Annotated in this window: 23 protein-coding genes; all 23 read right to left on the bottom strand. The window is 69.5% G+C overall.

Going from position 1 to position 20903, the window contains the following annotated elements:
• Positions 1 to 30 precede the first annotated feature (30 nt).
• The gene (gene rplO / locus FS532_RS09725; protein ID WP_022906356.1) at positions 31 to 495 is read right to left on the bottom strand and encodes a 50S ribosomal protein L15; all 465 of its coding nucleotides are present in this window, start codon (positions 493 to 495) and stop codon (positions 31 to 33) included.
• The gene (gene rpmD, locus FS532_RS09730) at positions 492 to 677 is read right to left on the bottom strand and encodes a 50S ribosomal protein L30 (RefSeq protein ID WP_022906355.1); all 186 of its coding nucleotides are present in this window, start codon (positions 675 to 677) and stop codon (positions 492 to 494) included. Before rpmD ends, rplO begins: the two co-directional genes overlap by 4 nt.
• Positions 677 to 1507, bottom strand: a complete 831-nt coding sequence (gene rpsE / locus FS532_RS09735) for a 30S ribosomal protein S5 (protein WP_079237376.1) — start codon at positions 1505 to 1507, stop codon at positions 677 to 679. Before rpsE ends, rpmD begins: the two co-directional genes overlap by 1 nt.
• Positions 1504 to 1878 carry a 50S ribosomal protein L18 gene (gene rplR, locus FS532_RS09740; RefSeq protein ID WP_031261773.1) on the bottom strand — a complete coding sequence of 125 codons (375 nt, stop codon included), beginning with the start codon at positions 1876 to 1878 and terminating at the stop codon, positions 1504 to 1506. The genes rpsE and rplR overlap by 4 nt, the downstream gene beginning before the upstream one ends.
• Positions 1879 to 1880: 2 nt before the next feature.
• Complete coding sequence (gene rplF, locus FS532_RS09745; protein WP_031261772.1) at positions 1881 to 2417, bottom strand: 50S ribosomal protein L6; 537 nt, start codon at positions 2415 to 2417, stop codon at positions 1881 to 1883.
• Between the two features lie 6 nt (positions 2418 to 2423).
• Positions 2424 to 2822 carry a 30S ribosomal protein S8 gene (rpsH, locus tag FS532_RS09750; RefSeq protein ID WP_022906351.1) on the bottom strand — a complete coding sequence of 133 codons (399 nt, stop codon included), beginning with the start codon at positions 2820 to 2822 and terminating at the stop codon, positions 2424 to 2426.
• A gap of 153 nt (positions 2823 to 2975) precedes the next feature.
• A complete protein-coding gene (gene rplE / locus FS532_RS09755) occupies positions 2976 to 3566 on the bottom strand; it encodes a 50S ribosomal protein L5 (protein WP_022906350.1) in 591 nt (196 codons plus the stop codon).
• A complete protein-coding gene (rplX, locus tag FS532_RS09760) occupies positions 3566 to 3925 on the bottom strand; it encodes a 50S ribosomal protein L24 (protein ID WP_022906349.1) in 360 nt (119 codons plus the stop codon). Before rplX ends, rplE begins: the two co-directional genes overlap by 1 nt.
• A 3-nt stretch (positions 3926 to 3928) precedes the next feature.
• Positions 3929 to 4297, bottom strand: a complete 369-nt coding sequence (rplN, locus tag FS532_RS09765) for a 50S ribosomal protein L14 (protein WP_017885523.1) — start codon at positions 4295 to 4297, stop codon at positions 3929 to 3931.
• Between the two features lie 31 nt (positions 4298 to 4328).
• Entirely contained in the window at positions 4329 to 4613 is a 285-nt protein-coding gene (gene rpsQ / locus FS532_RS09770; protein WP_022906348.1) for a 30S ribosomal protein S17, read from the bottom strand.
• Positions 4613 to 4933 carry a 50S ribosomal protein L29 gene (rpmC, locus tag FS532_RS09775; protein WP_071292542.1) on the bottom strand — a complete coding sequence of 107 codons (321 nt, stop codon included), beginning with the start codon at positions 4931 to 4933 and terminating at the stop codon, positions 4613 to 4615. Before rpmC ends, rpsQ begins: the two co-directional genes overlap by 1 nt.
• Complete coding sequence (gene rplP / locus FS532_RS09780; protein WP_066657030.1) at positions 4933 to 5352, bottom strand: 50S ribosomal protein L16; 420 nt, start codon at positions 5350 to 5352, stop codon at positions 4933 to 4935. The genes rpmC and rplP overlap by 1 nt, the downstream gene beginning before the upstream one ends.
• 2 nt (positions 5353 to 5354) lie before the next feature.
• Positions 5355 to 6152, bottom strand: coding sequence for a 30S ribosomal protein S3 (gene rpsC / locus FS532_RS09785; protein ID WP_022906345.1), 798 nt, complete (start codon positions 6150 to 6152; stop codon positions 5355 to 5357).
• Positions 6152 to 6544, bottom strand: coding sequence for a 50S ribosomal protein L22 (gene rplV, locus FS532_RS09790; RefSeq protein ID WP_022906344.1), 393 nt, complete (start codon positions 6542 to 6544; stop codon positions 6152 to 6154). Before rplV ends, rpsC begins: the two co-directional genes overlap by 1 nt.
• Before the next feature lie 25 nt (positions 6545 to 6569).
• Entirely contained in the window at positions 6570 to 6851 is a 282-nt protein-coding gene (rpsS, locus tag FS532_RS09795; RefSeq protein ID WP_022906343.1) for a 30S ribosomal protein S19, read from the bottom strand.
• An 11-nt stretch (positions 6852 to 6862) separates the two neighbouring features.
• Positions 6863 to 7702 carry a 50S ribosomal protein L2 gene (gene rplB, locus FS532_RS09800; protein WP_144753331.1) on the bottom strand — a complete coding sequence of 280 codons (840 nt, stop codon included), beginning with the start codon at positions 7700 to 7702 and terminating at the stop codon, positions 6863 to 6865.
• An 18-nt stretch (positions 7703 to 7720) separates the two neighbouring features.
• The gene (rplW, locus tag FS532_RS09805; protein ID WP_022903283.1) at positions 7721 to 8020 is read right to left on the bottom strand and encodes a 50S ribosomal protein L23; all 300 of its coding nucleotides are present in this window, start codon (positions 8018 to 8020) and stop codon (positions 7721 to 7723) included.
• Positions 8017 to 8676: a 50S ribosomal protein L4 gene (gene rplD / locus FS532_RS09810; RefSeq protein WP_079237378.1), complete on the bottom strand. Its 660-nt coding sequence runs from the start codon at positions 8674 to 8676 to the stop codon at positions 8017 to 8019. The genes rplW and rplD overlap by 4 nt, the downstream gene beginning before the upstream one ends.
• A 2-nt stretch (positions 8677 to 8678) precedes the next feature.
• Entirely contained in the window at positions 8679 to 9332 is a 654-nt protein-coding gene (gene rplC, locus FS532_RS09815) for a 50S ribosomal protein L3 (RefSeq protein ID WP_079237379.1), read from the bottom strand.
• A gap of 13 nt (positions 9333 to 9345) precedes the next feature.
• On the bottom strand, positions 9346 to 9654 hold the full coding sequence (gene rpsJ, locus FS532_RS09820; RefSeq protein WP_022903286.1) for a 30S ribosomal protein S10: 309 nt from the start codon (positions 9652 to 9654) through the stop codon (positions 9346 to 9348).
• 518 nt (positions 9655 to 10172) lie between these two features.
• The gene (locus FS532_RS09825) at positions 10173 to 10982 is read right to left on the bottom strand and encodes a DarT ssDNA thymidine ADP-ribosyltransferase family protein (protein WP_144753334.1); all 810 of its coding nucleotides are present in this window, start codon (positions 10980 to 10982) and stop codon (positions 10173 to 10175) included.
• Positions 10983 to 11063: 81 nt separating this feature from the next.
• The gene (locus FS532_RS09830) at positions 11064 to 12041 is read right to left on the bottom strand and encodes a DNA topoisomerase IB (RefSeq protein ID WP_144753337.1); all 978 of its coding nucleotides are present in this window, start codon (positions 12039 to 12041) and stop codon (positions 11064 to 11066) included.
• 95 nt (positions 12042 to 12136) lie between these two features.
• Positions 12137 to 20701, bottom strand: a complete 8565-nt coding sequence (locus tag FS532_RS09835) for an isopeptide-forming domain-containing fimbrial protein (RefSeq protein ID WP_186321980.1) — start codon at positions 20699 to 20701, stop codon at positions 12137 to 12139.
• Positions 20702 to 20903 lie beyond the last annotated feature (202 nt).

Consider the following 20903-nt stretch of genomic DNA (forward strand, 5'->3'; position numbering starts at 1 on the left):
CGTGCGCAAACGCACGGGCCGCCGACGGGGTTACTGGGAGACGGTGCCGCCAGCAGCCGCGATCTTCTCGGCGGCGGACGCCGAGACCTTGTCGACCGAGACCGTGAGCTTCACGCTGATGTCACCCTGACCGAGAACCTTGACCTTCTCGTTCTTGCGGACGGCGCCCTTGGCGACCAGGTCCGCGACGGTGACGTCGCCACCGTTGGGGTAGAGCTCCGCGATCTTGTCCAGGTTCACGACCTGGTACTCGACACGGAACGGGTTCTTGAACCCGCGGAGCTTCGGGGTGCGCATGTGCAGCGGCATCTGCCCACCCTCGAAGCCGACCTTGACCTGGTAACGAGCCTTCTGACCCTTGGTACCACGGCCGGCGGTCTTGCCCTTGGAGCCCTCACCGCGACCGACGCGGGTGCGAGCCTTCTTGGCACCCTCGGCGGGACGGAGGTGGTGCAGCTTCAGGACCTGCACGCGCTCGTTCTTCTCGTCGCTCATGCGTCGACCTCCTCGACCTTCACGAGGTGCGCGACCGTTGCGACGTACCCGCGGTTCTGGGCGTTGTCCTCACGCAGGACCGTACGGCCGATGCGCTTGAGACCCAGGCTGCGGAGCGTGTCGCGCTGGTACTGCTTCTCGCTGATAACGGACTTCGTCTGCGTGATCTTCAGCATCGCCATCACGCACCTGCCTTCTCGGACGCGGCACGCAGAGCAGCGGCCTCGGCCTGGAGCAGACGGTCCGGGACGACCCGGTCGACGGGGAGGCCGCGGCGGCTTGCGACCGCACGGGGCTCCTCGAGCTGCTGCAGCGCCGTGACGGTCGCGTGCACGATGTTGATCGTGTTCGACGAGCCGAGCGACTTGCTCAGGACGTCGTGGATGCCGGCGCACTCGAGGACGGCGCGGACCGGACCACCGGCGATGACACCGGTACCGGCAGCGGCCGGACGGAGGAGCACGACACCGGCAGCGGCCTCACCCTGCACCGGGTGCGGGATGGTGTTGCCGACGCGCGGGACGCGGAAGAAGTTCTTCTTCGCTTCCTCGACACCCTTCGAGATGGCGGTCGGGACCTCGCGGGCCTTGCCGTAGCCGACGCCCACGAGACCGTTGCCGTCACCGACGACGACGAGCGCGGTGAAGCTGAAGCGACGACCACCCTTGACGACCTTGGAGACGCGGTTGATGGTCACGACGCGCTCGAGGAACTGGCTGTCGCCACCCCGCCCGTTGCGGTCGTTGCCACGGCCGCCACCCTGCTGACGGTCGCGTCCGCCACCACGGCGGCCACGGTTGTCGGCGGAGTCGCGGTTGTTCGATGCCGAACCCGCTGCGGTCTCGACGGGACGCTCGACGACCGGAACCTCGGGCTCCTTGGCCGCGGGGGCCTTGGCGCTCGTGTCGGCCTCGGTCGCCTCGGCGGTCGCGGTGGACTCGACGGCCTCGGTCGACTCGACCTCGGTCGACTCGACGTTGGCGTCTTCGTTCGTGTTCGCGATGTCGCTCACAGGTTCAGCCCTCCTTCACGGGCACCATCGGCGATCGCGGCGACGCGACCGGCGTACTTGCTACCACCGCGGTCGAAGACCACGGCCTCGACGCCAGCGGCCTTCGCGCGCTCGGCGAGGAGTTCGCCGACGCGACGGGCCTTGGCCGTCTTGTCGCCGTCGAACGTGCGGAGGTCGGCCTCCATCGTCGACGCGCTGGCCAGCGTGTGGCCCTTCGCGTCGTCGATGACCTGGACGAACACGTGACGCGCCGAACGGGTGACAGCGAGACGCGGACGGGCCTCGGTGCCGGTGATCTTCTTGCGGAGACGGTTGTGACGGCGCGCCTTGGCGGCCGACTTGCTCTTGCCTCGTGTCTTGAGGAGACCCATGATCACTTACCTGACTTTCCGGCCTTGCGGCGCACGATCTCGCCGGCGTAGCGAACACCCTTGCCCTTGTAGGGCTCGGGCTTGCGCAGCTTGCGGATGTTTGCAGCGACCTCGCCGACGGACTGCTTGTCGATGCCGTTGACGGTCAGCTTGTTGTTGCCCTCGACGGCGAAGCTGATGCCCGCGGGCGGCTCGACCGTGATCGGGTGGGAGTAGCCGAGCGCGAACTCGACGTTGTTGCCCTTCGCCTGCACGCGGTAACCGGTGCCGACGACCTCGAGGCCCTTGGAGTAGCCCTGGGTGACACCGACGATGTTGTTCGCGATGAGGGTACGGGTCAGGCCGTGCAGCGCACGCGAGCTGCGCTCGTCGTCCGGACGGGTGACGAGGACCTGGTTCTCCTCGACCTTGGCCTGGATGGGCTCCGCGACGACGAGCGCGAGCTCGCCCTTCGGGCCCTTGACCGCGACGTTCTGGCCGTCGATGGAGACGGTCACGCCAGCGGGGATGTCAATGGGAAGACGTCCGATTCGAGACATTGTCGATCACCACACGTAGGCGAGGACTTCCCCACCCACGCCCTTCTGCTCGGCTTCGCGGTCGGTGAGCAGTCCCGACGAGGTCGAGAGGATCGCCACGCCGAGGCCACCGAGGACCTGGGGGATCTCCGTCGACTTCGCGTACACCCGGAGACCGGGCTTCGAGACGCGCTTGATGCCGGCGATCGAGCGTTCGCGCTCGGGGCCGTACTTCAGGTCGATCGTGAGGGTCTCGCCGACACGGGCGTCCTCGATCTTCCATTCGCTGATGTAACCCTCGCGCTTGAGGATCTCAGCGATGTTCTTCTTCAGCTTGGAGCTGGGAAGCGAGACGGCGTCGTGGTGCGCCGAGTTCGCGTTCCGCAATCTGGTCAGCATGTCTGCGACCGGATCGGTCATCGTCATGATGGTCGTCCATTCTTCGCCTGGTTTCGACACCCGTTCCACGAATGCCGACCTGAGCGATCGGGTGATCCTGGGGCGATTCCCCTGGATCGGTGTGTTCGTGCGTGCGGGCCGGAGGACGTGAATCCTCCGGCCCGCACCGCCCGAAGTATCTTAGACCGTCTGCTCGGCAGAACGGAACGGGAACCCGAGCTGGCGGAGCAGCGCGCGGCCCTCGTCGTCCGACTTCGCGGTGGTCACGACGGTGATGTCGAAGCCACGCACGCGGTCGATGCGGTCCTGATCGATCTCGTGGAACACGGACTGCTCCGTGAGACCGAACGTGTAGTTGCCGTTGCCGTCGAACTGCTTGTCGCTGAGGCCGCGGAAGTCGCGGATGCGGGGCAGTGCGAGGGTCACGAGGCGGTCGATGAACTCCCACGCGCGGTCACCACGGAGGGTGACGTGCGCGCCGATGGCCTGGCCCTCACGCAGCTTGAACTGCGCGATGGACTTGCGGGCCTTCGTGACCTGGGGCTTCTGACCCGTGATCGCCGTGAGGTCCTTGATGGCCCCCTCGATGATCTTCGAGTCGCGAGCGGCCTCACCGACACCGGTGTTCACGACGACCTTGACCAGGCCGGGGACCTGGTTGACGTTCGCGTACCCGAACTGCTCGGTGAGGGCAGCCTTGATCTCGTTCTTGTACTTCTGCTTGAGGCGCGGCTCGACCTTGGTCGCCGGCGCGGCAGTCGTGTCGGTCATCAGAGCTTCTCACCCGACTTCTTGGCGTAGCGGACGCGGACGGTCTTCTTGACGCCGTCCTTCTCCACCTCTTCGTTGCGGAAACCGACGCGCGTCGGCTTCTTGGTCTTCGGGTCGACGATGGCGACGTTCGACACGTGGATCGGAGCCTCGTGCTGCTCGATGCCGCCGGTCTTCGAGCCGCGCTGCGTCTGGCCGACGCGGACGTGCTTCGTGACGAAGTTCACGCCCTCGACGACGACGCGGTTCTTGTCCTTGAGGACCTCGATGACCTTGCCCTGCTTGCCACGGTCACCGCCGCGCTCCTGCTTGGCACCCGTGATGACCTGGACGAGGTCACCCTTCTTGATGTTCGCCATGGCTTACAGCACCTCCGGCGCGAGCGAGATGATCTTCATGAACTTCTTGTCACGGAGCTCGCGACCGACCGGACCGAAGATGCGCGTGCCGCGCGGGTCGCCGTCAGCCTTGAGGATCACTGCCGCGTTCTCGTCGAACTTGATGTAGGAGCCGTCCTGACGACGGGTCTCCTTCTTGGTGCGAACGATGACCGCCTTGACGACGTCACCCTTCTTCACGTTGCCGCCGGGGATGGCGTCCTTCACCGTGGCGACGATGACGTCACCGAGACCGGCGTAGCGACGACCCGAGCCACCGAGCACGCGGATGGTCAAGATCTCCTTGGCACCCGTGTTGTCGGCGACCTTGAGGCGGGATTCCTGCTGAATCACTGCTGTCTCCTATTCCGAAGCAGGCCGGGGCCTACTTGGCCTTCTCGAGGATCTCGACCAGGCGCCAGCGCTTGGAAGCGCTGAGGGGACGGGTCTCGCTGATCACGACGAGGTCGCCGACACCAGCGGTGCCGAGCTCGTCGTGGGCCTTCACCTTGGACGTGCGACGGATGATCTTGCCGTAGAGCGCGTGCTTCACGCGGTCCTCGACCTCGACCACGATGGTCTTGTCCATCTTGTCGCTCGTGACGTAGCCACGACGCGTCTTGCGGTAGCCGCGAGCGGAGGCGGCGGAGGTCTTCTCTTCGTTCGCCATTACTTCTCCTCGGCGGTCTCGGCCTCGGTCGACTCAGCCGGCTTCTCAGCCTTCTTGGTCGTCTTCTTGGCCTTGGTGGCGGTCTCGACGGGCGCGGGAGTGGCACGGATGCCGAGCTCGCGCTCGCGGAGGACGGTGTAGATGCGAGCGATGTCGCGCTTGACGGCACGGAGACGACCGTGGCTCTCCAGCTGGCCGGTGGCCGACTGGAAGCGGAGGTTGAAGAGTTCCTCCTTGGCCTTCTTCAGTTCGTCAGCAAGACGCTCGTTCTCGAACGTGTCGAGCTCCGTCGGACGGAGCTCCTTGGAACCGATCGCCATTATGCGTCGCCCTCCTCGCGCTTGATGATGCGTGCCTTGAGGGGCAGCTTGTGGATTGCACGGGTCAGCGCCTCGCGGGCGATGTCCTCGCTGACGCCGGAGAGCTCGAAGAGCACACGACCCGGCTTGACGTTGGCGACCCACCACTCGGGGGAACCCTTACCGGAACCCATGCGGGTCTCGGCCGGCTTCTTCGTGAGCGGACGGTCCGGGTAGATGTTGATCCACACCTTGCCGCCACGCTTGATGTGACGCGTCATGGCGATACGAGCGGACTCGATCTGACGGTTGGTCACGTAAGCGGGCGTGAGGGCCTGGATACCGAAGTCACCGAACGACACCTTGGTGCCACCGGTTGCCTGGCCCGAACGCTTCGGGTGGTGCTGCTTGCGGTGCTTGACTCGACGGGGAATAAGCATGGTTACGCCTCAACTCCTGCGCCGGCCGGCGCGTCCTGCGGAGCCTGCTGCTGACGTCCACCGCGGTCGCCGCCACGGCGGTCGCCGCGCTCGCCACGGGGGCCGCCACGACGCTCGGGGCGCGACGAACGCTGGTTCGCCTGCTCGCGAGCGAGCTCCTTGTTCGTGATGTCGCCCTTGTAGATCCAGACCTTCACGCCGATGCGGCCGAACGTGGTCCGGGCCTCGTAGAAGCCGTAGTCGATGTTCGCGCGGAGCGTGTGCAGGGGCACGCGGCCCTCGCGGTAGAACTCCGAGCGCGACATCTCGGCGCCGCCGAGACGACCCGACACCTGGATGCGGACACCCTTGGCGCCGGCGCGCTGTGCACCCTGCAGGCCCTTGCGCATGGCGCGACGGAACGCGACACGAGCGGAGAGCTGCTCGGCGATGCCCTGCGCGACGAGCTGGGCCTCGGTCTCGGGGTTCTTGACCTCGAGGATGTTGAGCTGGATCTGCTTCTTGGTGAGCTTCTCGAGCTCGCCACGGACGCGCTCCGCCTCGGCGCCACGGCGACCGATGACGATGCCCGGACGCGCGGTGTGGATGTCCACGCGGACACGGTCACGGGTGCGCTCGAGCTCGATGCGGGCGACGCCGGCACGGTCGAGGGTCTTCTTCAGGTACTCGCGCACCTTGATGTCCTCGGCCACGTAGTCGGCGTAGCGCTGACCCGGCTTCGTGCTGTCGGTGAACCAGTGCGAGACGTGGTCCGTCGTGATCCCGAGACGGAAGCCGTACGGGTTGACCTTCTGGCCCATTACTTGCTCGCCTTCTTGCTCGTCGCGGCAGCCTCGACCTCATCCGGCGTCGCGAGGACGACCGTGATGTGGCTGGTGCGCTTGTTGATGCGGAAGGCGCGGCCCTGGGCGCGCGGCTGGAACCGCTTCAGGGTCGTACCTTCGTCGACGAAGACGCGGCTCACGTAGAGGTCGCGCTCGTCGAGGAAGCTGTTCGTCGAGTCCGCCTTCACCCGGGCGTTCGCGATCGCCGAGGCGACCAGCTTGTACACGGGCTCCGAAGCGCCCTGCGGGGCGAACTTCAGGATGGCGAGCGCCTCGTGGGCCTGCTTGCCGCGGATCAGCTCGATGACGCGACGGGCCTTCTGAGGCGTGACGCGGATGTGTCGCACGCGTGCGATCGACTCCACCATTTCGTTCCTCCTCTGCGTCGCCGCGTTAGCGGCGACGGCCCTTCTTGTCGTCCTTCACGTGACCACGGAAGGTGCGGGTCGGCGCGAACTCGCCGAGCTTGTGACCGACCATCGACTCGGTGACGAACACCGGGATGTGCTTGCGGCCGTCGTGCACGGCGATCGTGTGCCCGAGCATGTTCGGGATGATCATCGAGCGACGCGACCAGGTGCGGATCACGTTCTTGGTGTTGGCCTCGTTCTGCGTGACGACCTTGCGAAGCAGGTGCTCGTCGACGAAGGGGCCCTTCTTCAGACTGCGTGGCATCTTCTGAACTCCTACTTGCGCTTCTTGCCGGCGTTACGGCGACGGACGATGAGCTTGTCGCTCGGCTTGTTCGGCTTGCGCGTCCGACCCTCGGCCTGGCCCCAGGGGCTGACCGGGTGACGACCACCGGACGTCTTGCCCTCACCACCACCGTGCGGGTGGTCGACCGGGTTCATCGCGACACCACGGACGGTCGGGCGGACGCCCTTCCAGCGCATGCGGCCGGCCTTGCCCCAGTTGATGTTCGACTGCTCGGCGTTGCCGACCTCGCCGATCGTGGCGCGGCAGCGGGCGTCGACGTTGCGGACCTCGCCCGACGGCAGACGGAGCTGCGCGTAGGGGCCGTCCTTGGCGACGAGACGCACCGAGGCGCCGGCCGAGCGGGCCATCTTCGCGCCGCCACCGGGGCGGAGCTCGATCGCGTGCACGACGGTACCCACGGGGATGTTGCGCAGCGGCAGGTTGTTGCCGGGCTTGATGTCGGCGCCGGGGCCCTGCTCGATGACGTCGCCCTGCTTGAGCTTGTTCGGCGCGATGATGTAGCGCTTCGTGCCGTCCACGTAGTGCAGGAGCGCGATGCGCGCGGTGCGGTTCGGGTCGTACTCGATGTGTGCGACCTTGGCGTCCACGCCGTCCTTGTCGTGACGACGGAAGTCGATCACGCGGTACTGGCGCTTGTGGCCACCACCGATGTGACGGGTGGTGATGCGGCCGGAGTTGTTGCGACCACCGGTCTTCGGCAGCGGACGAAGCAGCGACTTCTCCGGCGTCGAACGGGTGATCTCAGCGAAGTCGGCGACCGACGAGCCGCGACGACCGGGGGTCGTCGGCTTGTAGTTACGAATAGCCATGATTTATCCCTCTGGTCCTCAGCCGACAGCCGTGAAGATGTCGATCGAACCGGACTTGAGCGTCACGATGGCGCGCTTGGTGTCCTTGCGCTTGCCCATGCCGAAACGCGTGCGACGGGTCTTGCCCGGACGGTTCAGCGTGTTGATGCTCGCGACCTTGACGTCGAAGATCTTCTCGATGGCGAGCTTGATCTCGGTCTTGTTCGAACGGGGGTCCACGATGAACGTGTACTTGCCCTGGTCGATCAGGCCGTAGCTCTTCTCCGAGACGACCGGCGAGATGATGATGTCGCGCGGGTCCTTGTTGAAGCCGCTCATGCGGAGATCTCCTTCGCGGTCTTCGACGCGATGAAGGCGTCGAGTGCGCTCTTGCTGAAGACGAGCGCGTCGGCCTTGAGCACGTCGTAGGCGTTGAGCTGGCCGTACGAGAGCGCGTGGACGTTCGGCAGGTTGCGGATCGACTTGAGCGTCAGCTCGTCGTCCTGCTCGAGCACGATGAGCACGTGCTTGACGGGCGCGACCTTCTCGAGGAGCGTGCGGGCGGTCTTGGTCGACGGCACCTCGGCCGTGACGAAGCCCTCCACAGCGGAGATGCGGCCACCGCGGGCGCGGTCCGAGAGCGAGCCGAGCAGAGCAGCGGCGATCATCTTCTTCGGGGTGCGCTGCGAGTAGTCGCGCGGGGTCGGTCCGTGGACGACGCCACCGCCGGTGTGCTCCGGAGCGCGGACCGAACCCTGACGGGAGCGGCCGGTGCCCTTCTGCTTGAACGGCTTGCGACCGGCACCGCGGACTTCGCCGCGGTTCTTGGTCTTGTGGGTGCCCTGACGCGCGGCTGCGAGCTGCGCGGTGACGACCTGGTGGATCAGCGGGACGTTGGTCTCGACGTCGAAGAGCTCGGCGGGGAGCTCGACGGTGCCGGACTTGGTCCCCGATGCGTCGAGGACGTCGATCGTGGTTGCGGTCGTGGTGGCCATGATCACTTACCCTTCACGGCGGTGCGGACGAAGACGGAGCGACCGCGAGCACCGGGGATCGCGCCCTTGACGAGCAGCAGACCCTTCTCGGCGTCGACGGCGTGCACCGTGAGGTTGAGGACGGTCACGCGCTCGCCACCCATGCGACCAGCCATCCGCATGCCCTTGAAGACACGCGACGGGGTCGACGAAGCACCGATCGAGCCGGGCTTGCGGTGGTTGCGGTGCGCACCGTGCGAGGCGCCGACGCCGTGGAAGCCGTGGCGCTTCATGACACCGGCGAAGCCCTTGCCCTTGGAAGTGCCGACGACGTCGACCTTCTGGCCGGCCTCGAAGGTGTCGACGGTGAGCTCCTGGCCGAGCGTGTACTCGGCGGAGTCGTTGGTGCGGATCTCCGTGAGGGTGCGGCGCGGGGTGACCCCGGCGGCCTCGAAGTGACCAGCGGCCGGCTTGTTGACCTTGCGCGGGTCGATGGCGCCGGCGGCGATCTGGATCGCCTCGTAGCCGTCGCGCTCGACGTTGCGGATCTGGGTGACCACGTTCGGGCCGACCTCGATCACGGTGACGGGGATGAACTTGTTGTTCTCGTCCCACACCTGGGTCATCCCGAGCTTCTTGCCGAGGAGGCCCTTGACGGTCTTGGTTGAATTCGCCATCAGTGCAGCCCCCTTACAGCTTGATCTCGATGTTGACGTCGGCCGGCAGGTCGAGTCGCATGAGCGAGTCGACGGCCTTCGGCGTCGGGTCGACGATGTCGATGACCCGCTTGTGCGTGCGCTTCTCGAAGTGCTCGCGCGAGTCCTTGTACTTGTGGGGAGAACGGATCACGGTGACCACGTTCTTCTCGGTGGGGAGCGGCACCGGGCCGACCACGGTCGCACCGGCACGGGTCACCGTGTCGACGATCTTCCGGGCCGACGTGTCGATGACCTCGTGGTCGTACGACTTGAGCCGGATGCGGATCTTCTGTCCCGCCATGTGTCTCTTGTCCTCTCTGCGCCGCGCACCCTCGGGCCGCCTGACGCCGCCTGCGCCGTGCATTCCTGCACGACTTGGCTGTTTTCCTGAACCAACCGGCCGCATCCGCTGGGGATGACCGCTGTTCTCCTGTCAACCGCGCGGGGCGACCTGGGCCGTCCAGCGTGGGCATGTCGCTTCCCCCACGTCCGGACACAGCAGTGGCCGGGCGCATTCGAGGGAGTCGATCGTGTTCTGCTGCCTGCGGCCCAACCCAGCCCTGCTGAACAAGGGGGTTGTGCACTGCCAGAGCAGTGATCCTGCGCACGCGGACGCACGCGGAATTCGGAACCGGACAAGTCTCGCATAGGCACGGCATCCGTGCAACCCGGGCGTGTCGCGATTCGCGGGCGTGTCGGGATCGGCCCACTTCCCCGGATCCACGGGGATCGACGGCCTGGAGGCACGGGTCGGCCCCGACACGCGACATGCCCTCCGGAGCGGATCCGGAGGGCATGTGCGGAAGGTCGGTGCCGACGCTACTCGGCGACCAGGGGCGGGACGAACCACGGCGGGAAGACCGCCACCCGGGGAGCGTGTCCGCCGTGGTCCTGCAGGACCGCCTTGACGGTCTGCCGGACGCGGTCGTTCGGCACGCCGATGACCGCGACGGCGGAGAACGGCACGCTCGGCCCGGCGAGCAGCTCGAGCTCGTGCATCTCCGGGTCGGTGAAGTCCGTGCGGCGGATGAGGTTCGTCGCGGCCTCGGGACCGACGGCGAAGCGCACGTCCTCGGCCTCGGCGTCCTGGTCGGCGACGATCACGGACGAGCCGAAGGCCGACACGGGCACGACGAGCATGATGTACTCCGTCGCCCGGGTCCGGCGCGCGGCGTCGGACCAGCGCTCGCCCTCGGCACCGGTGCGCAGCTCGTCCCAGCGCGTGGCGTCCGGGGAGAGCGTGAACGGCACGTGGCCGGCGATCGGGGACCCGTCCGGGGCAGTGGCCTCGGCCCGTGCCGCACGGGCGGTCGCGGAGGAGACGTCGACAACCGGCGTCACGGCGTCGGAGGCGAGGATCGCGCCGGAGCCGACGATGTCGTCGAGGTTGTCCACGTGGGTGACGTGGTGGGCACGCAGCGATGCGAAGTCACGCGCCTCGGGCAGGTCGGGCACCGGGGACCGCAGCGAGGACGCGGGTGCGGCGGCCTGGCCGGGGACGCTCCGGAGCGAGGTGGTGATCCGGGTACGGCGCGGGGTCGGGGTGGGGTTCTCCGCTGCCTCGCGCTGGCGCGGGGCGCAGATGTCGCAGAGCTCGGTGGGGAATCCGTGGATGCACTCGTCAGTCACGACTGGTGGGGGTCCTTCCGTGCCCGGGTGGGGGTGATCGGGCACGAGGTCCAACGGTACGTCATCCCGGCCCCTTCCCGGTCACTGTCGGTAGAGCAGTGCGCGGACCTCCGACTCCGCCGCGTGCGTGCGGTCGGGGTCGATGGTCTCGCCGTGGTCGTAGGCGTCGAGCAGTCGCGGGTCGATGTAGCTCTGCCGGCACACCGTCGGGGTGTTGCCGAGTTCCTCGCTCGCGACCTTCACGGCGTGCGAGACGGCCTTGCGCCGCTTCGCCTGGGACGACTGCGGCCCGGTCGACGCGAGGTCGACGGCAGCGGCCACCGTGCCGTGCAGCGTCCGGAAGTCCTTCGCGGTGAACTCGTCCCCCGCGCGCTCCTTCACGTACTCGTTGATGTCCTCGGCGGAGAGCGGCTCCCACTCGGCGCCGCGACGTTCCCGGAAGGAGAGCAGCCGGGCGTTCGGTCCCCGGCGCTTCATGCCGGCGATCACGGTCGCGAGGTCGGCGTCGTGGATGGAGGACGACCACTCCTGCCCGCTCTTCCCGGGGAAGCCGAGTTCGATGTCGTCCCCGGAGACGTGGGCGTGCGCGCAGAGCAGCGTCGAGAGCCCGCGACTGCCGTGCTCGGAGGCGTACCGCTCGGACCCGACACGGAGGGAGCCCTGGTCGAGCATCCGGAACGCTGCGGCCAGGGCCCGTCGACGGTCGGGCTCCGGGCGGCGGAGGTCCTGCGTCACGCCACGACGGGCGACGGGGAGGGACTCGGCGAGCGCGAGGGCTCGGTCGTACTTGATCCGGTCCATGCGCTCGCGCCAAGACGGGTGGTACATGTACTGCCGCCGTCCGGCGCCGTCGATCCCGGTGGCGAGGACGTGTCCGTTCTCGTAGGGCGAGATCCACACGTCGTCCCACGCGGGCGGGATGACGAGGTCCTCGAGGCGCTGGCGCACCGCGGAGTCGGTGACAGTGGCGCCGTCCGGGTCGCGGTACGAGAACCCGCGGCCGCTGCGGACGCGGTGGTAGCCGCGACCGTTGGTCGCGGAGCGGCGGAGACGTGTCACGTCCTCGATGCAACTCGCTGCCGCCTGTGACCCGGCCCGGCGACGGACGGGAGGCACGGTGCCAGCTGGCACCGTGCCTCCCGTCCGTCAGACGGTCACGCTCGGCGACGTCGGCGCGTCACCAGCAGGACGCCACCGGCTGCCATCGCGAGGAGCGCGATCAGCGCGCCGATCCCGAGTCCGGCCGCACCCGTGAAGGCGAGCTCGCCCGCCGGCTTCGGTGCGTCGCGCACCGGGGCCGGGTCGCTGGCGCGCATCGGGTCCGTCGGGCTGGCGGAACCGGAGACCGGCACCACCTGGGTCGTGGGCGACGCGACCGTGGCGACGTTCGTGATGCGGTCCGGGGCGTCGTCCGCCACCTTGGCGGTGACCTGGAACACCACACGGCCGTCGACCGCGAGCGGACCGGTCAGCGTGCAGGTGACGGTCTGCCCGGTGGTGCACGTGGCGGCCTTCCCGTCGTTGACGCTCACCAGGGTGAGGCCGGACGGTAGCCGGTCGGTGACGACCACGGGGCCCGGGTCCTCGGTGGGGCCGTCGTTGCGCACCGTGATGGTGTAACCGACGGTCTCCCCGCGGACGACCTGACCCGTGTGGGTCTTCGTGACCGACAGGCTGGAGGCGGGGTCGACGGCGAGCTCGTCGGCCGCCTCGTTGTCGGCGAGCGTCGTCTCGGTCGTGCTCGTCGCCACGGTCGCGCTCGGCTGCACGCCCGGGTAGGCGACTGCCGTCGGCGTCTGGTGCACCGTGATGACCGGCGCGAGCGAACCCGCCGCCAGCGTGCCCGCCAGGGCGAACGACACGGTGGTCGAGCCGTCGGCGTTCGCGACCACGCCGGTGACCGTCCACGCGGGGTCGGCCTCGGTCGAGACGTACGTCAGGCCCTTCGGCAGCGTGTACGTCGCGGTGACGGCCGCGGCGTCGGAGAGCCCGGCGTTCCGGACCTGGATCGTCTCCGGCAGGTCCTTGCCGATCACGGCGGTGCCGTCGTGCCCGATCGTGATCGCCACGTTCGCCACGGCGTCGACGTCGAGCGGGCTCGTGACCGGCTCGTCGTTCGTGCCCACCGGCGGGTTGGTGCCCTGCCCGGTGATGACCGCCCGGTTCTCGATGGTGCCGGCGGTGTAGCCAGACGCGACCTTCGTGGTGATCCACAGGCCGGGGGCGTCCGTCCCGGCGACGATCGTCGTCGGGAGCGAGCACGTGACGAGGGTCGGGTCGGTCGTGCCGTCGCAGGTCCACACGGAGCCGTCGCTCGAGGCGCCCGTGAAGGTCAGGCCCTCGGGCAGCCGGTCGGTGACGACCGTGGTGGGCTGCTCGTCGGACGGTCCCTCGTTGCGGACCTGGAGCAGCCAGACCTGCTCCGCACCGGCGGTGACCCGCTTCGCGGCCGTCGTCGACCCGACCTCCGTGACCGGGGTCTTGGTCAGGCCGAGCGCAGCGTGCGTCGTCACCGTGACGTCGTCGCCGGCGGTGTCGTTCGTCGGGTCCGTGTCGGGCGTCGCACTCGACACCGCCGCGGTGTTGCGGAGCGTGCCGGCCGGGGTGCCGGACGCGATCGAGGCAGTCACGTGGAACACGGCGGTGTCACCGCTCGCCAGGGTGGCCGTGGTCCAGGTGCTCCGGTCGGCGCCCTGCTCGGCGCTTGTCTCCCAGGCGGCGTCCGTCGTCACCTTCCGGATCGCCATGCCCGCGGGCGGGGTGTCGGTCCAGGTGACGTCCTGCGCGTCCGAGGGGCCGTCGTTCGTCACGGTGACGTCGTAGGTGACGTCCGTGCCGGCGTCGGCGCTCGGGGCGCTCGTGCGCTGCTTCGTGATCGACAGGTCGGCGTGCGTGGTGACGTCGACCGTCGCGTCGTCCTGCACGACCGGACCGGACGCCGTGATCGGCGAGGCGGTCGCGGTGTTCACGATCGACGAACCCCGGAAGGACGCCGGCACGTGCACGGTCAGGACGATCGTGTTCGGGTCGGTGGCGCCCGCGGCGATGCCGTCCGCGCTCGACAGGGTCAGGACGCCGCCCTCGTTCGACTCGAGCGTCCAGTGCTGCTGGGTCTCCGGCGACAGCCTGCGGAACTCGACGCCGGCCGGCAGGGTGTCCTGCACCCGGACGCTCGGCGTGCTGTCGTCGCCGGCGGGCAGGTCGGACGGGCCGTTCGGGTTCGCGACCGTGATCGTGTACGTGACGTCCTCGCCGGCGTCGATCGTCTCGACGTCCGCGGTCTTCGTCACCGACAGGCCGGCCGTCTGGGAGGCGTCGCTGCGTGCCTGGTCCTGGGCGGTCGCGGCGTTGTCGGCCGTCACCACGGCGGTGTTCACCAGGGTGCCGGTGAAGGACGACGGGGTCGTCACCGTGAGGGTGAACGTCGCGCTCCCCCCGGCGGCGAGGGTGCCGTCGAGCACGCAGGTGACGTCGTTGCCGTCGGCCGCGGGGGCCGTGCACGTCCAGGCACCGTCGGTCTGGGTGATGGTGTCGGTCCCCTTGTCGACGGGCTCGTCGGACCGGAGGCGCGTACCCGACTCGAGCGTGTCCGTCACGCGGACCGTGCGGGCGTCCGCCGTCCCGGTGTTCTTCACCGTGACGGTCCAGTCCGCCGGGTCACCGGCGACCAGGGACCCCGAGCCGAAGGCCTTGTCGATCGTCAGCGACGTCGCGTCGTCCACGGCGGTGGTCGCCTTCGAGTCGTCGTTCGACGAGGTCGGGTCGGTCGTCTTCGTCGTGTCCACCGCGACCGCGGCGGTGTTGACGATCGACTGCGCGGCGGTGACGTCCGAGTGCACGGTCGCTGTGACCGTGATCGCGCCGGCGGTGGTGCCGTTCGCGAGGCCGTCGCGGGTGCAGGTCACGGTGTTGTCCTCCGTGTCGCACGTCCACGCCGTGTCGGTCGAGGCGGCGCTGACGAGCGTCACGGTGTCGGGCAGCGTGTCGGTGACGGTCACCGTGCCGCGGGCGTCCGAGAGGCTCTGCACCGCAGCGTCCTTCCGGTTCTGCACCGACAGGTTCCACGAGATGGTGCGGCCGGCCTGGGCCTTCTCGGACGGGCCGGTCTTCGCGATCGCGAGGTCGGCGACCGCGACCGGGGTCACGCTCGCGGTGTCGCTGTCGTTGCCGGCCTCCGGGTCGAAGGTCTGCCCCGTGCCCTGGTGGATCGTGGCGGTGTTGCGGATCGCCGTGAGCGGGGCGTTCGCGGGCAGGGTCAACGCGACGTCGAGCTCGGGGAACGCGCTGCCCGCGGCGACCGTAGCCCCGTTGACGCAGGACCACGTGCCGGCGGTCGGCGTGCAGGTCCAGCCGGTGCCCGTGAAGGTCAGGGTCGCGCCCGCGGGCAGGCCGGTCGGCGCGTCCACGACGGTGGTGCCGTGGGCGGCGTCGTCACCCGTGTTGGTCACCGTGATGGTCCAGGCCTTCGCGGTGGTGGCACCGGCGACGACCTTCGCGGTCGTGGCCGTCTTCGTCAGCGCGAGGTCGGCCGCGGCGATCCGGGCCGTGGCCGTCGCGTCGTCCCCGCCGCCGGGGTAGGAGACGAACGAGCCGTCGCCGCCGTCGTACGCGGTGCCACCGGAGGCGTCCGTGACGGTCGCGGTGACGTGGTTGACGTGCGCGACCTTCGTGCCGGCGCCGGGCGTCGTGGCCGCGTCCGCAGTCGGGGTCGCCCGGTAGTGCAGGGTCATCGTGGCGTTCGCCCCGAGCTGGCCGAGGTCCGACCAGGTGAGCGTGCTGCCGTTCACCGTGGCGTCGGCCACCTCGGCGGCGGCTCCGCCGTCACGGACGAGCGTGGCGCTGCCGGCGACGTACTCCCAGTTCGCGGGCAGGACGTCCTTCGCGGTGACCTTCGTCGCGGCGCTTCCGGTGTTCGTGAACGTCACGGAGAAGTCCGAGGCGACGCCGATGTACGACAGCCCGCCGAGGGTGTCGTTCGACTTCGCGACGGCGACGTCCGGGAACGCCGGGGTCACGGTGGCGGTGGCCGTGACGGCGTCGTACGACGCGCCGCCGGTCGCCAGGCTGCGGTAGTCACCCGTCGAGACCGTGTTCGTGAGCGGCGCACCGCTCAGCGAGACGTCGTCGGCGAGCTTCGCCGAGTACGTGTGCTGCACGGTGGCTCCGGCGCCGCCGACGGTGGTCGACGGCCAGGTGATCACGCCACCGCCGCACCGTGACGTCGTGGTGCCGAGCGTCCCGCCGTCCGAGATCGACGAGCCGTCGACGACGATGCCCGCCGGCACGCAGTCGGTCACGACGGCACCGTACGCCGGCGATGCGCCCTTGGCGTTCGTCACGGTGACGGTGTAGCGGACGGACTGGCCGGGCTCGACGTCGAGGTCGGTGCTGGTGGTCCCGAGCACGGTCGCGGTCTTGCCGATCGACAGCGAGGGAGCGACGACCGAGGCGTTCGCCTGGTTCGAGGTCGCCGAGCCGTCGGTCGGAGCCGTTCCCTTCGCGGTCTTGTCCCAGGCGAAGGTCGCGGTGTTGGACAGTGCAGTGCCCGCCGTGGCCGCGGTGGACAGGCGGACCGGGATCGACACGGTCACGACCACGGCCTGCGGTCGGCCGGTCGCGATGTCGCTGACGGAGACGGTCACGGTGCGGCTGGACGCGTCGACGGTGCCCGTCGCCGTGACGGAGCCGTCGGACGAGGTCACGGTCGGAGTGCCGTCGACGGTCAGGCCGGCGGGGAGCGCGTCCGTGAGCCGGGCGTCGAAGACCGCCACGTTCGCGGGGATCGTCGCCGTCACCTGGTAGGTCGCCGCGTCACCCGGGCGGACCGGCAGGGCGGTGGTGTTCGCCGGGTTCGTCGTGGCCGGGGTACCGGCCGAGCCGTCGCTGTTCGACCAGGTCGGCGCCGTCAGCTGCTTCGACACGGACGGGGACGCCACCGTGATGGTGTCGTCGGCGCTCGCGGTCTGGACGTAGGTCGCGCCGGCCGTCGCGTAGTCGGTGTCGAGGCTCGAGCCCACGACCTTCGCGGTGTTCGCGTAGCTGGTGCCCGCGGGGGCCTTGTCGGCGAGGGTGCCGGTCACCGTGACGGTGGCCGAGGCACCGGCGGCCAACGTGCCGACGTTCCACGCGTGCAGGGTGCGGTCGGTGCCGCACGTGCCGAGCGCATCACGTTGCGCCTGGGTGGGGGTCACCTCCGTTCGCGACGAGCCGGTGAACTGCAGCGACGACGGGAAGCAGTCGGCGACGAGGACGCTGCGCGCATCGGTCGTGGTCGACTTGTTCGTCGCCGTGAGCGTCCACGTCACGACGTCCTGGCCGGAGACGACGGCGCCGTTCCGGTCGTCGGTCTTCGTGATCGCGAGGTTCGGGGCGGTGACGCCGACCGCGACCTGCTTCGTCGGGGCGACGGAGGTGCCCGTCACCGGGTCGGTGCTGCGGAACGTCGCGGTGTTCGTGATCGTCGCCGACGAGAACGTCGTGCCGTCCGACTTCGGGTACGCACCGGTGCCGGCGGACACCGCGAGCCCGGAGACCGTGACGGTGAAGGTCACGTCAGCCGTGGTGGTGTTGTCGAACACGCTCGGGAAGACGAGCGCGCCCCCGCCGTTCGTGTTCATCGTGGCACCGCCGGTGAACGTGAAGTCCTGGCCGCCGTAGGTGACGGTCGTGTCGCCGTCGGTCATGCCGCGCGTCGCCGCGTTCGCGGCCCCGGGCAGGCCCAGCGTCCACGTGGTGGCGCTCGTCGTCTTCAGCCCGGTGACCGAGGCCAGCGGGTCCACCAGCGATGCGGTTCCGACGCTCGTGCCGGCCTTCACGGTCACGGAGTAGGTGTACTTGAGCGGCTGCCCCGGCACGGCGTTCAGGCCGGACCGGTTCGTCGCACCGCCGTCGGTCCCACCGGTCTTGGCGACGACGACGGGCGTGATCGTCACCTGGCGCTGCGCGTCCGCGCTGACGGCGGCGAGCTGCGATCCGGTCGCACCGGATGCGTGCGCGCTCGTGCCGGCGACGGGTGCGGGCACCCAGGTCTGCGCGGTCCCGGTGTCTGCCGTGGTGTCGAAGCGCACGACCGAGGCGGAGTTCTTGTAGGCAGTGCCGGCGAACGACTGGGCCGGGACCTGCATCGTGTAGAGCAGGTCGGTGGTCGCGCCGGAAGCGATCGGGCCGACGCCCGTCCACACGATGAACGAGCGGCCCGAGAACGTCGACGACGCTCCGGTCGGCGGGGTGTTCGTGCAGGTGCCCCCACTGGCCGAGGCGTCGACCGCGGCGCAGCGGATCCCCGCGGGCAGCGCGTCCCACACCGAGACGTTGCTGATCGGGTACCCGCCACCGGTGCCGGCCGGGTTCGTGACGCTGACCTTGTACTGCAGCAGCTGGCCCTCGGTCGTGTTCGTCGGGTTCACGTTCGCACTGAGGCTGCCGGCGTCCTTGCCGGTCTGCACGATGCTCTTCGCGAGGGCGGCGGAGGCGACCCCGGCGACCTTGTAGTTCGCGGAGGACCGCAGGCTGGTCACGGAGCCGGCGGTGTTCTGCTGGGCGAACTTCATGAGGTTCGCGGTGATGTCCGGCACCGTCGTGCTGGAACCGGCCTTCGAGATCCGGGCGGCGACGTACAGGACGACCGTCGCACCGGCGGTGTCACCGTCCACGTACGTGCCGCCGGTGGCCGAGGACCCGATGGAGAAGGACGCCATCGACGCGCTCGAACCGGTGAGCTTCACCTGCGCGGCCGGGACGGTGCTCTCGGAACCGTAGGCCCAGTCGGTGCCCTCGACCCACTGGGCCGCAGACGCCGTGGTGCCCACGGGGAGCATGTCCGTCACGGTCGCGTTGCGGCTCTGCACGCCGGCGGGGAACGCGACCTGCAGGCGGAAGCAGACGAGGTCGTTGACGGTGAACGGGTCGGCGGGCGTCGCCGACGAGTAGGTCCCGGTCGAGGCGGCGCAGTCAGCGGCGCTGGTCACCGGCGAGGTGGTGCTGCGCGGTAGGACCGACTTCGCGATCTGCGGGCTGTTCGAGGTGATCGTCGCCTTCGAGTCGTCGACGACCTTCTGCGTCCCGGTGTCGCCGTGCACACCGGTGGAGGTCCCGGCGATGGCGACCTTGTTCGTGAAGTCGTCGCCCGCGGCCGTCGGCCCGGCGCTGCCCGCCACGGAGTAGCTCTGGCGCATGAGCGCCTTGTACGTCACGGTCGGCGCCGCGTTCGTCGCTTGGTCCGCGATGTGGAACGCGACCCTGAAGCTGCCGTCCGCGGCGGAGTAGGCGACCGAGTCGATCGTGGCACCGGTCATCTGCTGGTCCAGCGCGGCGTTCTTCGCCGGGTCGCAGTCGGCCGGCAGGGTACCGGTCGTCGGGGTCCCGGCGGGGAACGCCGGGCACAGGCCGTCGGGCAGCGTGTCGGTCAGCGTGATGCCGGCGGAGGACTCGTACTCGCTGGTGCGGATGAGGAGCGAGTACGTCGCCAGCTTGCCCGCCGCGAACGTGGTCGGGGAGACGCTCTTGGCGACCGCGAGGTCCATCGCCTCGACCGTCAGCGAGGCGTTCGCCTTCTGCGCGGAGGTCGCCCCGCCACCGACCGAGCCGGTGTACGTGCCCTGTGCGTCGACGAGGTTGGTGAGGCCGTGGCCGTTCGAGGTGGTGTCGGCGGTGTTCTGCCGGGTCGAGGCGCCGTTGTTGTTGTCGAGGTCGGCGGCCTGCTGCAGCGACGCGGCGGCCGGAGCGGTGGAGCTCGTCGAGGGCTGGCCCGGCTGGCCGGCGAACGACATCGTGTTCTCGCGCAGCGGGACGGCAGCCAGGTACTTGATCGTGACGGTCGCACCCTTGGCGAGGTCGCCGACGTTCCAGACGACCTTCGTGAAGACCGACGAGCCCTGGCCCGCGACGGTGTTCACCGTCTCGACGCTCTGCGGCGTGCGGCAGGCAGTGGCGTCCCAGGTACCGGTGGCCTTCGCCGCGGTGGTCGCGGTGAGGGACGGGGCACCCGTGTACTCCGCGCCCGAGGTGGTGTTGTCGATCGCGCCGCACTGCAGGAACTCGAGTCCGGCGGGCAGGTAGTCCGTGACGACGACGCCCGTGGTGGGCGCCTGCGCCGTGTTCTTCACCGTCAGCGTGTAGACGGTCGGGTGGTCGTGCACGCCCCGGACGAGCTCGTTCTCCGGGCTCGGCTCGGCCTTCGTGATGCTCAGCGCTGACACCGTCGTGGCGTTCGACGTCGCGGCGGCGGCGTTGATCCCGGTGCCGGCCGTCGGCGTCCCCGTGGCGCCGTAGGTCGGGAGGGTGCGCGCGTCCGTGCTCGCCGCGACCTGCGCGTCGGCGGTGAAGGCCGTACCGACCGGCCAGGACGCATCAGCGGACTGGACCGAGAACGAGATCGACTTCTGGTCCCCGGCGACCAGGTCGGAGACGTTCGACCACACGAGGAGCGTCCCGCCGCCCTGCGCGGCGGTCAGCGTCGTGATGACTGGTTCCCCGGTCTGCGTCCCTGCGGAACCCGCGACGTACGAGACCCCAGCCGGGAGCTTGTAGGTGTAGCCGAGGTTGTACAGCGCAGTACCGCTGCCAGCGGCCGTGGTGTTCTTCGCCGTGATCGTCACGCCGGCCGGTGCGCCGTTGAGCACCGAGTCGTCCGCCTTGACGGAGACCGACACCAGCGATCCAGCGGCGCTCGTGGGTACGGCGACCGCGAACACGGAGAGCAACGCGACGAGGAGACTCACCACCACCGCCATGGCGATGGCGCGCGGGCGTGCAGGGAACAGGGCAGAACGCATCGGGAGTGCTCTCGGGTCGTCGTCGGGTGACGCCGAGCGGAGCGCAGCGGAGCAGCACCGTGCGGGCAGGGTCCCTGGGTGCGTGCTGCGGGGGTGTTCGGGTCACCACGCGGGCCGGTCCGGCCTCGCGACTCCACGGTATCCAGTT

The sequence above is a fragment of the Curtobacterium pusillum genome (assembly GCF_007673235.1).
GTDB lineage: Bacteria > Actinomycetota > Actinomycetes > Actinomycetales > Microbacteriaceae > Curtobacterium > Curtobacterium pusillum_C.

Bases quoted from the DNA above. Each gene is read 5' to 3' on its own strand.
- rplO (WP_022906356.1), bottom strand. From the start codon at position 495: ATGAGCGACGAGAAGAACGAGCGCGTGCAGGTCCTGAAGCTGCACCAC.
- rpmD (WP_022906355.1), bottom strand. From the start codon at position 677: ATGGCGATGCTGAAGATCACGCAGACGAAGTCCGTTATCAGCGAGAAG.
- rplR (WP_031261773.1), bottom strand. From the start codon at position 1,878: ATGGGTCTCCTCAAGACACGAGGCAAGAGCAAGTCGGCCGCCAAGGCG.
- rplF (WP_031261772.1), bottom strand. From the start codon at position 2,417: ATGTCTCGAATCGGACGTCTTCCCATTGACATCCCCGCTGGCGTGACC.
- rpsH (WP_022906351.1), bottom strand. From the start codon at position 2,822: ATGACGATGACCGATCCGGTCGCAGACATGCTGACCAGATTGCGGAAC.
- rplE (WP_022906350.1), bottom strand. From the start codon at position 3,566: ATGACCGACACGACTGCCGCGCCGGCGACCAAGGTCGAGCCGCGCCTC.
- rplX (WP_022906349.1), bottom strand. From the start codon at position 3,925: ATGGCGAACATCAAGAAGGGTGACCTCGTCCAGGTCATCACGGGTGCC.
- rpsQ (WP_022906348.1), bottom strand. From the start codon at position 4,613: ATGGCGAACGAAGAGAAGACCTCCGCCGCCTCCGCTCGCGGCTACCGC.
- rpmC (WP_071292542.1), bottom strand. From the start codon at position 4,933: ATGGCGATCGGTTCCAAGGAGCTCCGTCCGACGGAGCTCGACACGTTC.
- rplP (WP_066657030.1), bottom strand. From the start codon at position 5,352: ATGCTTATTCCCCGTCGAGTCAAGCACCGCAAGCAGCACCACCCGAAG.
- rpsC (WP_022906345.1), bottom strand. From the start codon at position 6,152: ATGGGCCAGAAGGTCAACCCGTACGGCTTCCGTCTCGGGATCACGACG.
- rplV (WP_022906344.1), bottom strand. From the start codon at position 6,544: ATGGTGGAGTCGATCGCACGCGTGCGACACATCCGCGTCACGCCTCAG.
- rpsS (WP_022906343.1), bottom strand. From the start codon at position 6,851: ATGCCACGCAGTCTGAAGAAGGGCCCCTTCGTCGACGAGCACCTGCTT.
- rplB (WP_144753331.1), bottom strand. From the start codon at position 7,702: ATGGCTATTCGTAACTACAAGCCGACGACCCCCGGTCGTCGCGGCTCG.
- rplW (WP_022903283.1), bottom strand. From the start codon at position 8,020: ATGAGCGGCTTCAACAAGGACCCGCGCGACATCATCATCTCGCCGGTC.
- rplD (WP_079237378.1), bottom strand. From the start codon at position 8,676: ATGGCCACCACGACCGCAACCACGATCGACGTCCTCGACGCATCGGGG.
- rplC (WP_079237379.1), bottom strand. From the start codon at position 9,332: ATGGCGAATTCAACCAAGACCGTCAAGGGCCTCCTCGGCAAGAAGCTC.
- rpsJ (WP_022903286.1), bottom strand. From the start codon at position 9,654: ATGGCGGGACAGAAGATCCGCATCCGGCTCAAGTCGTACGACCACGAG.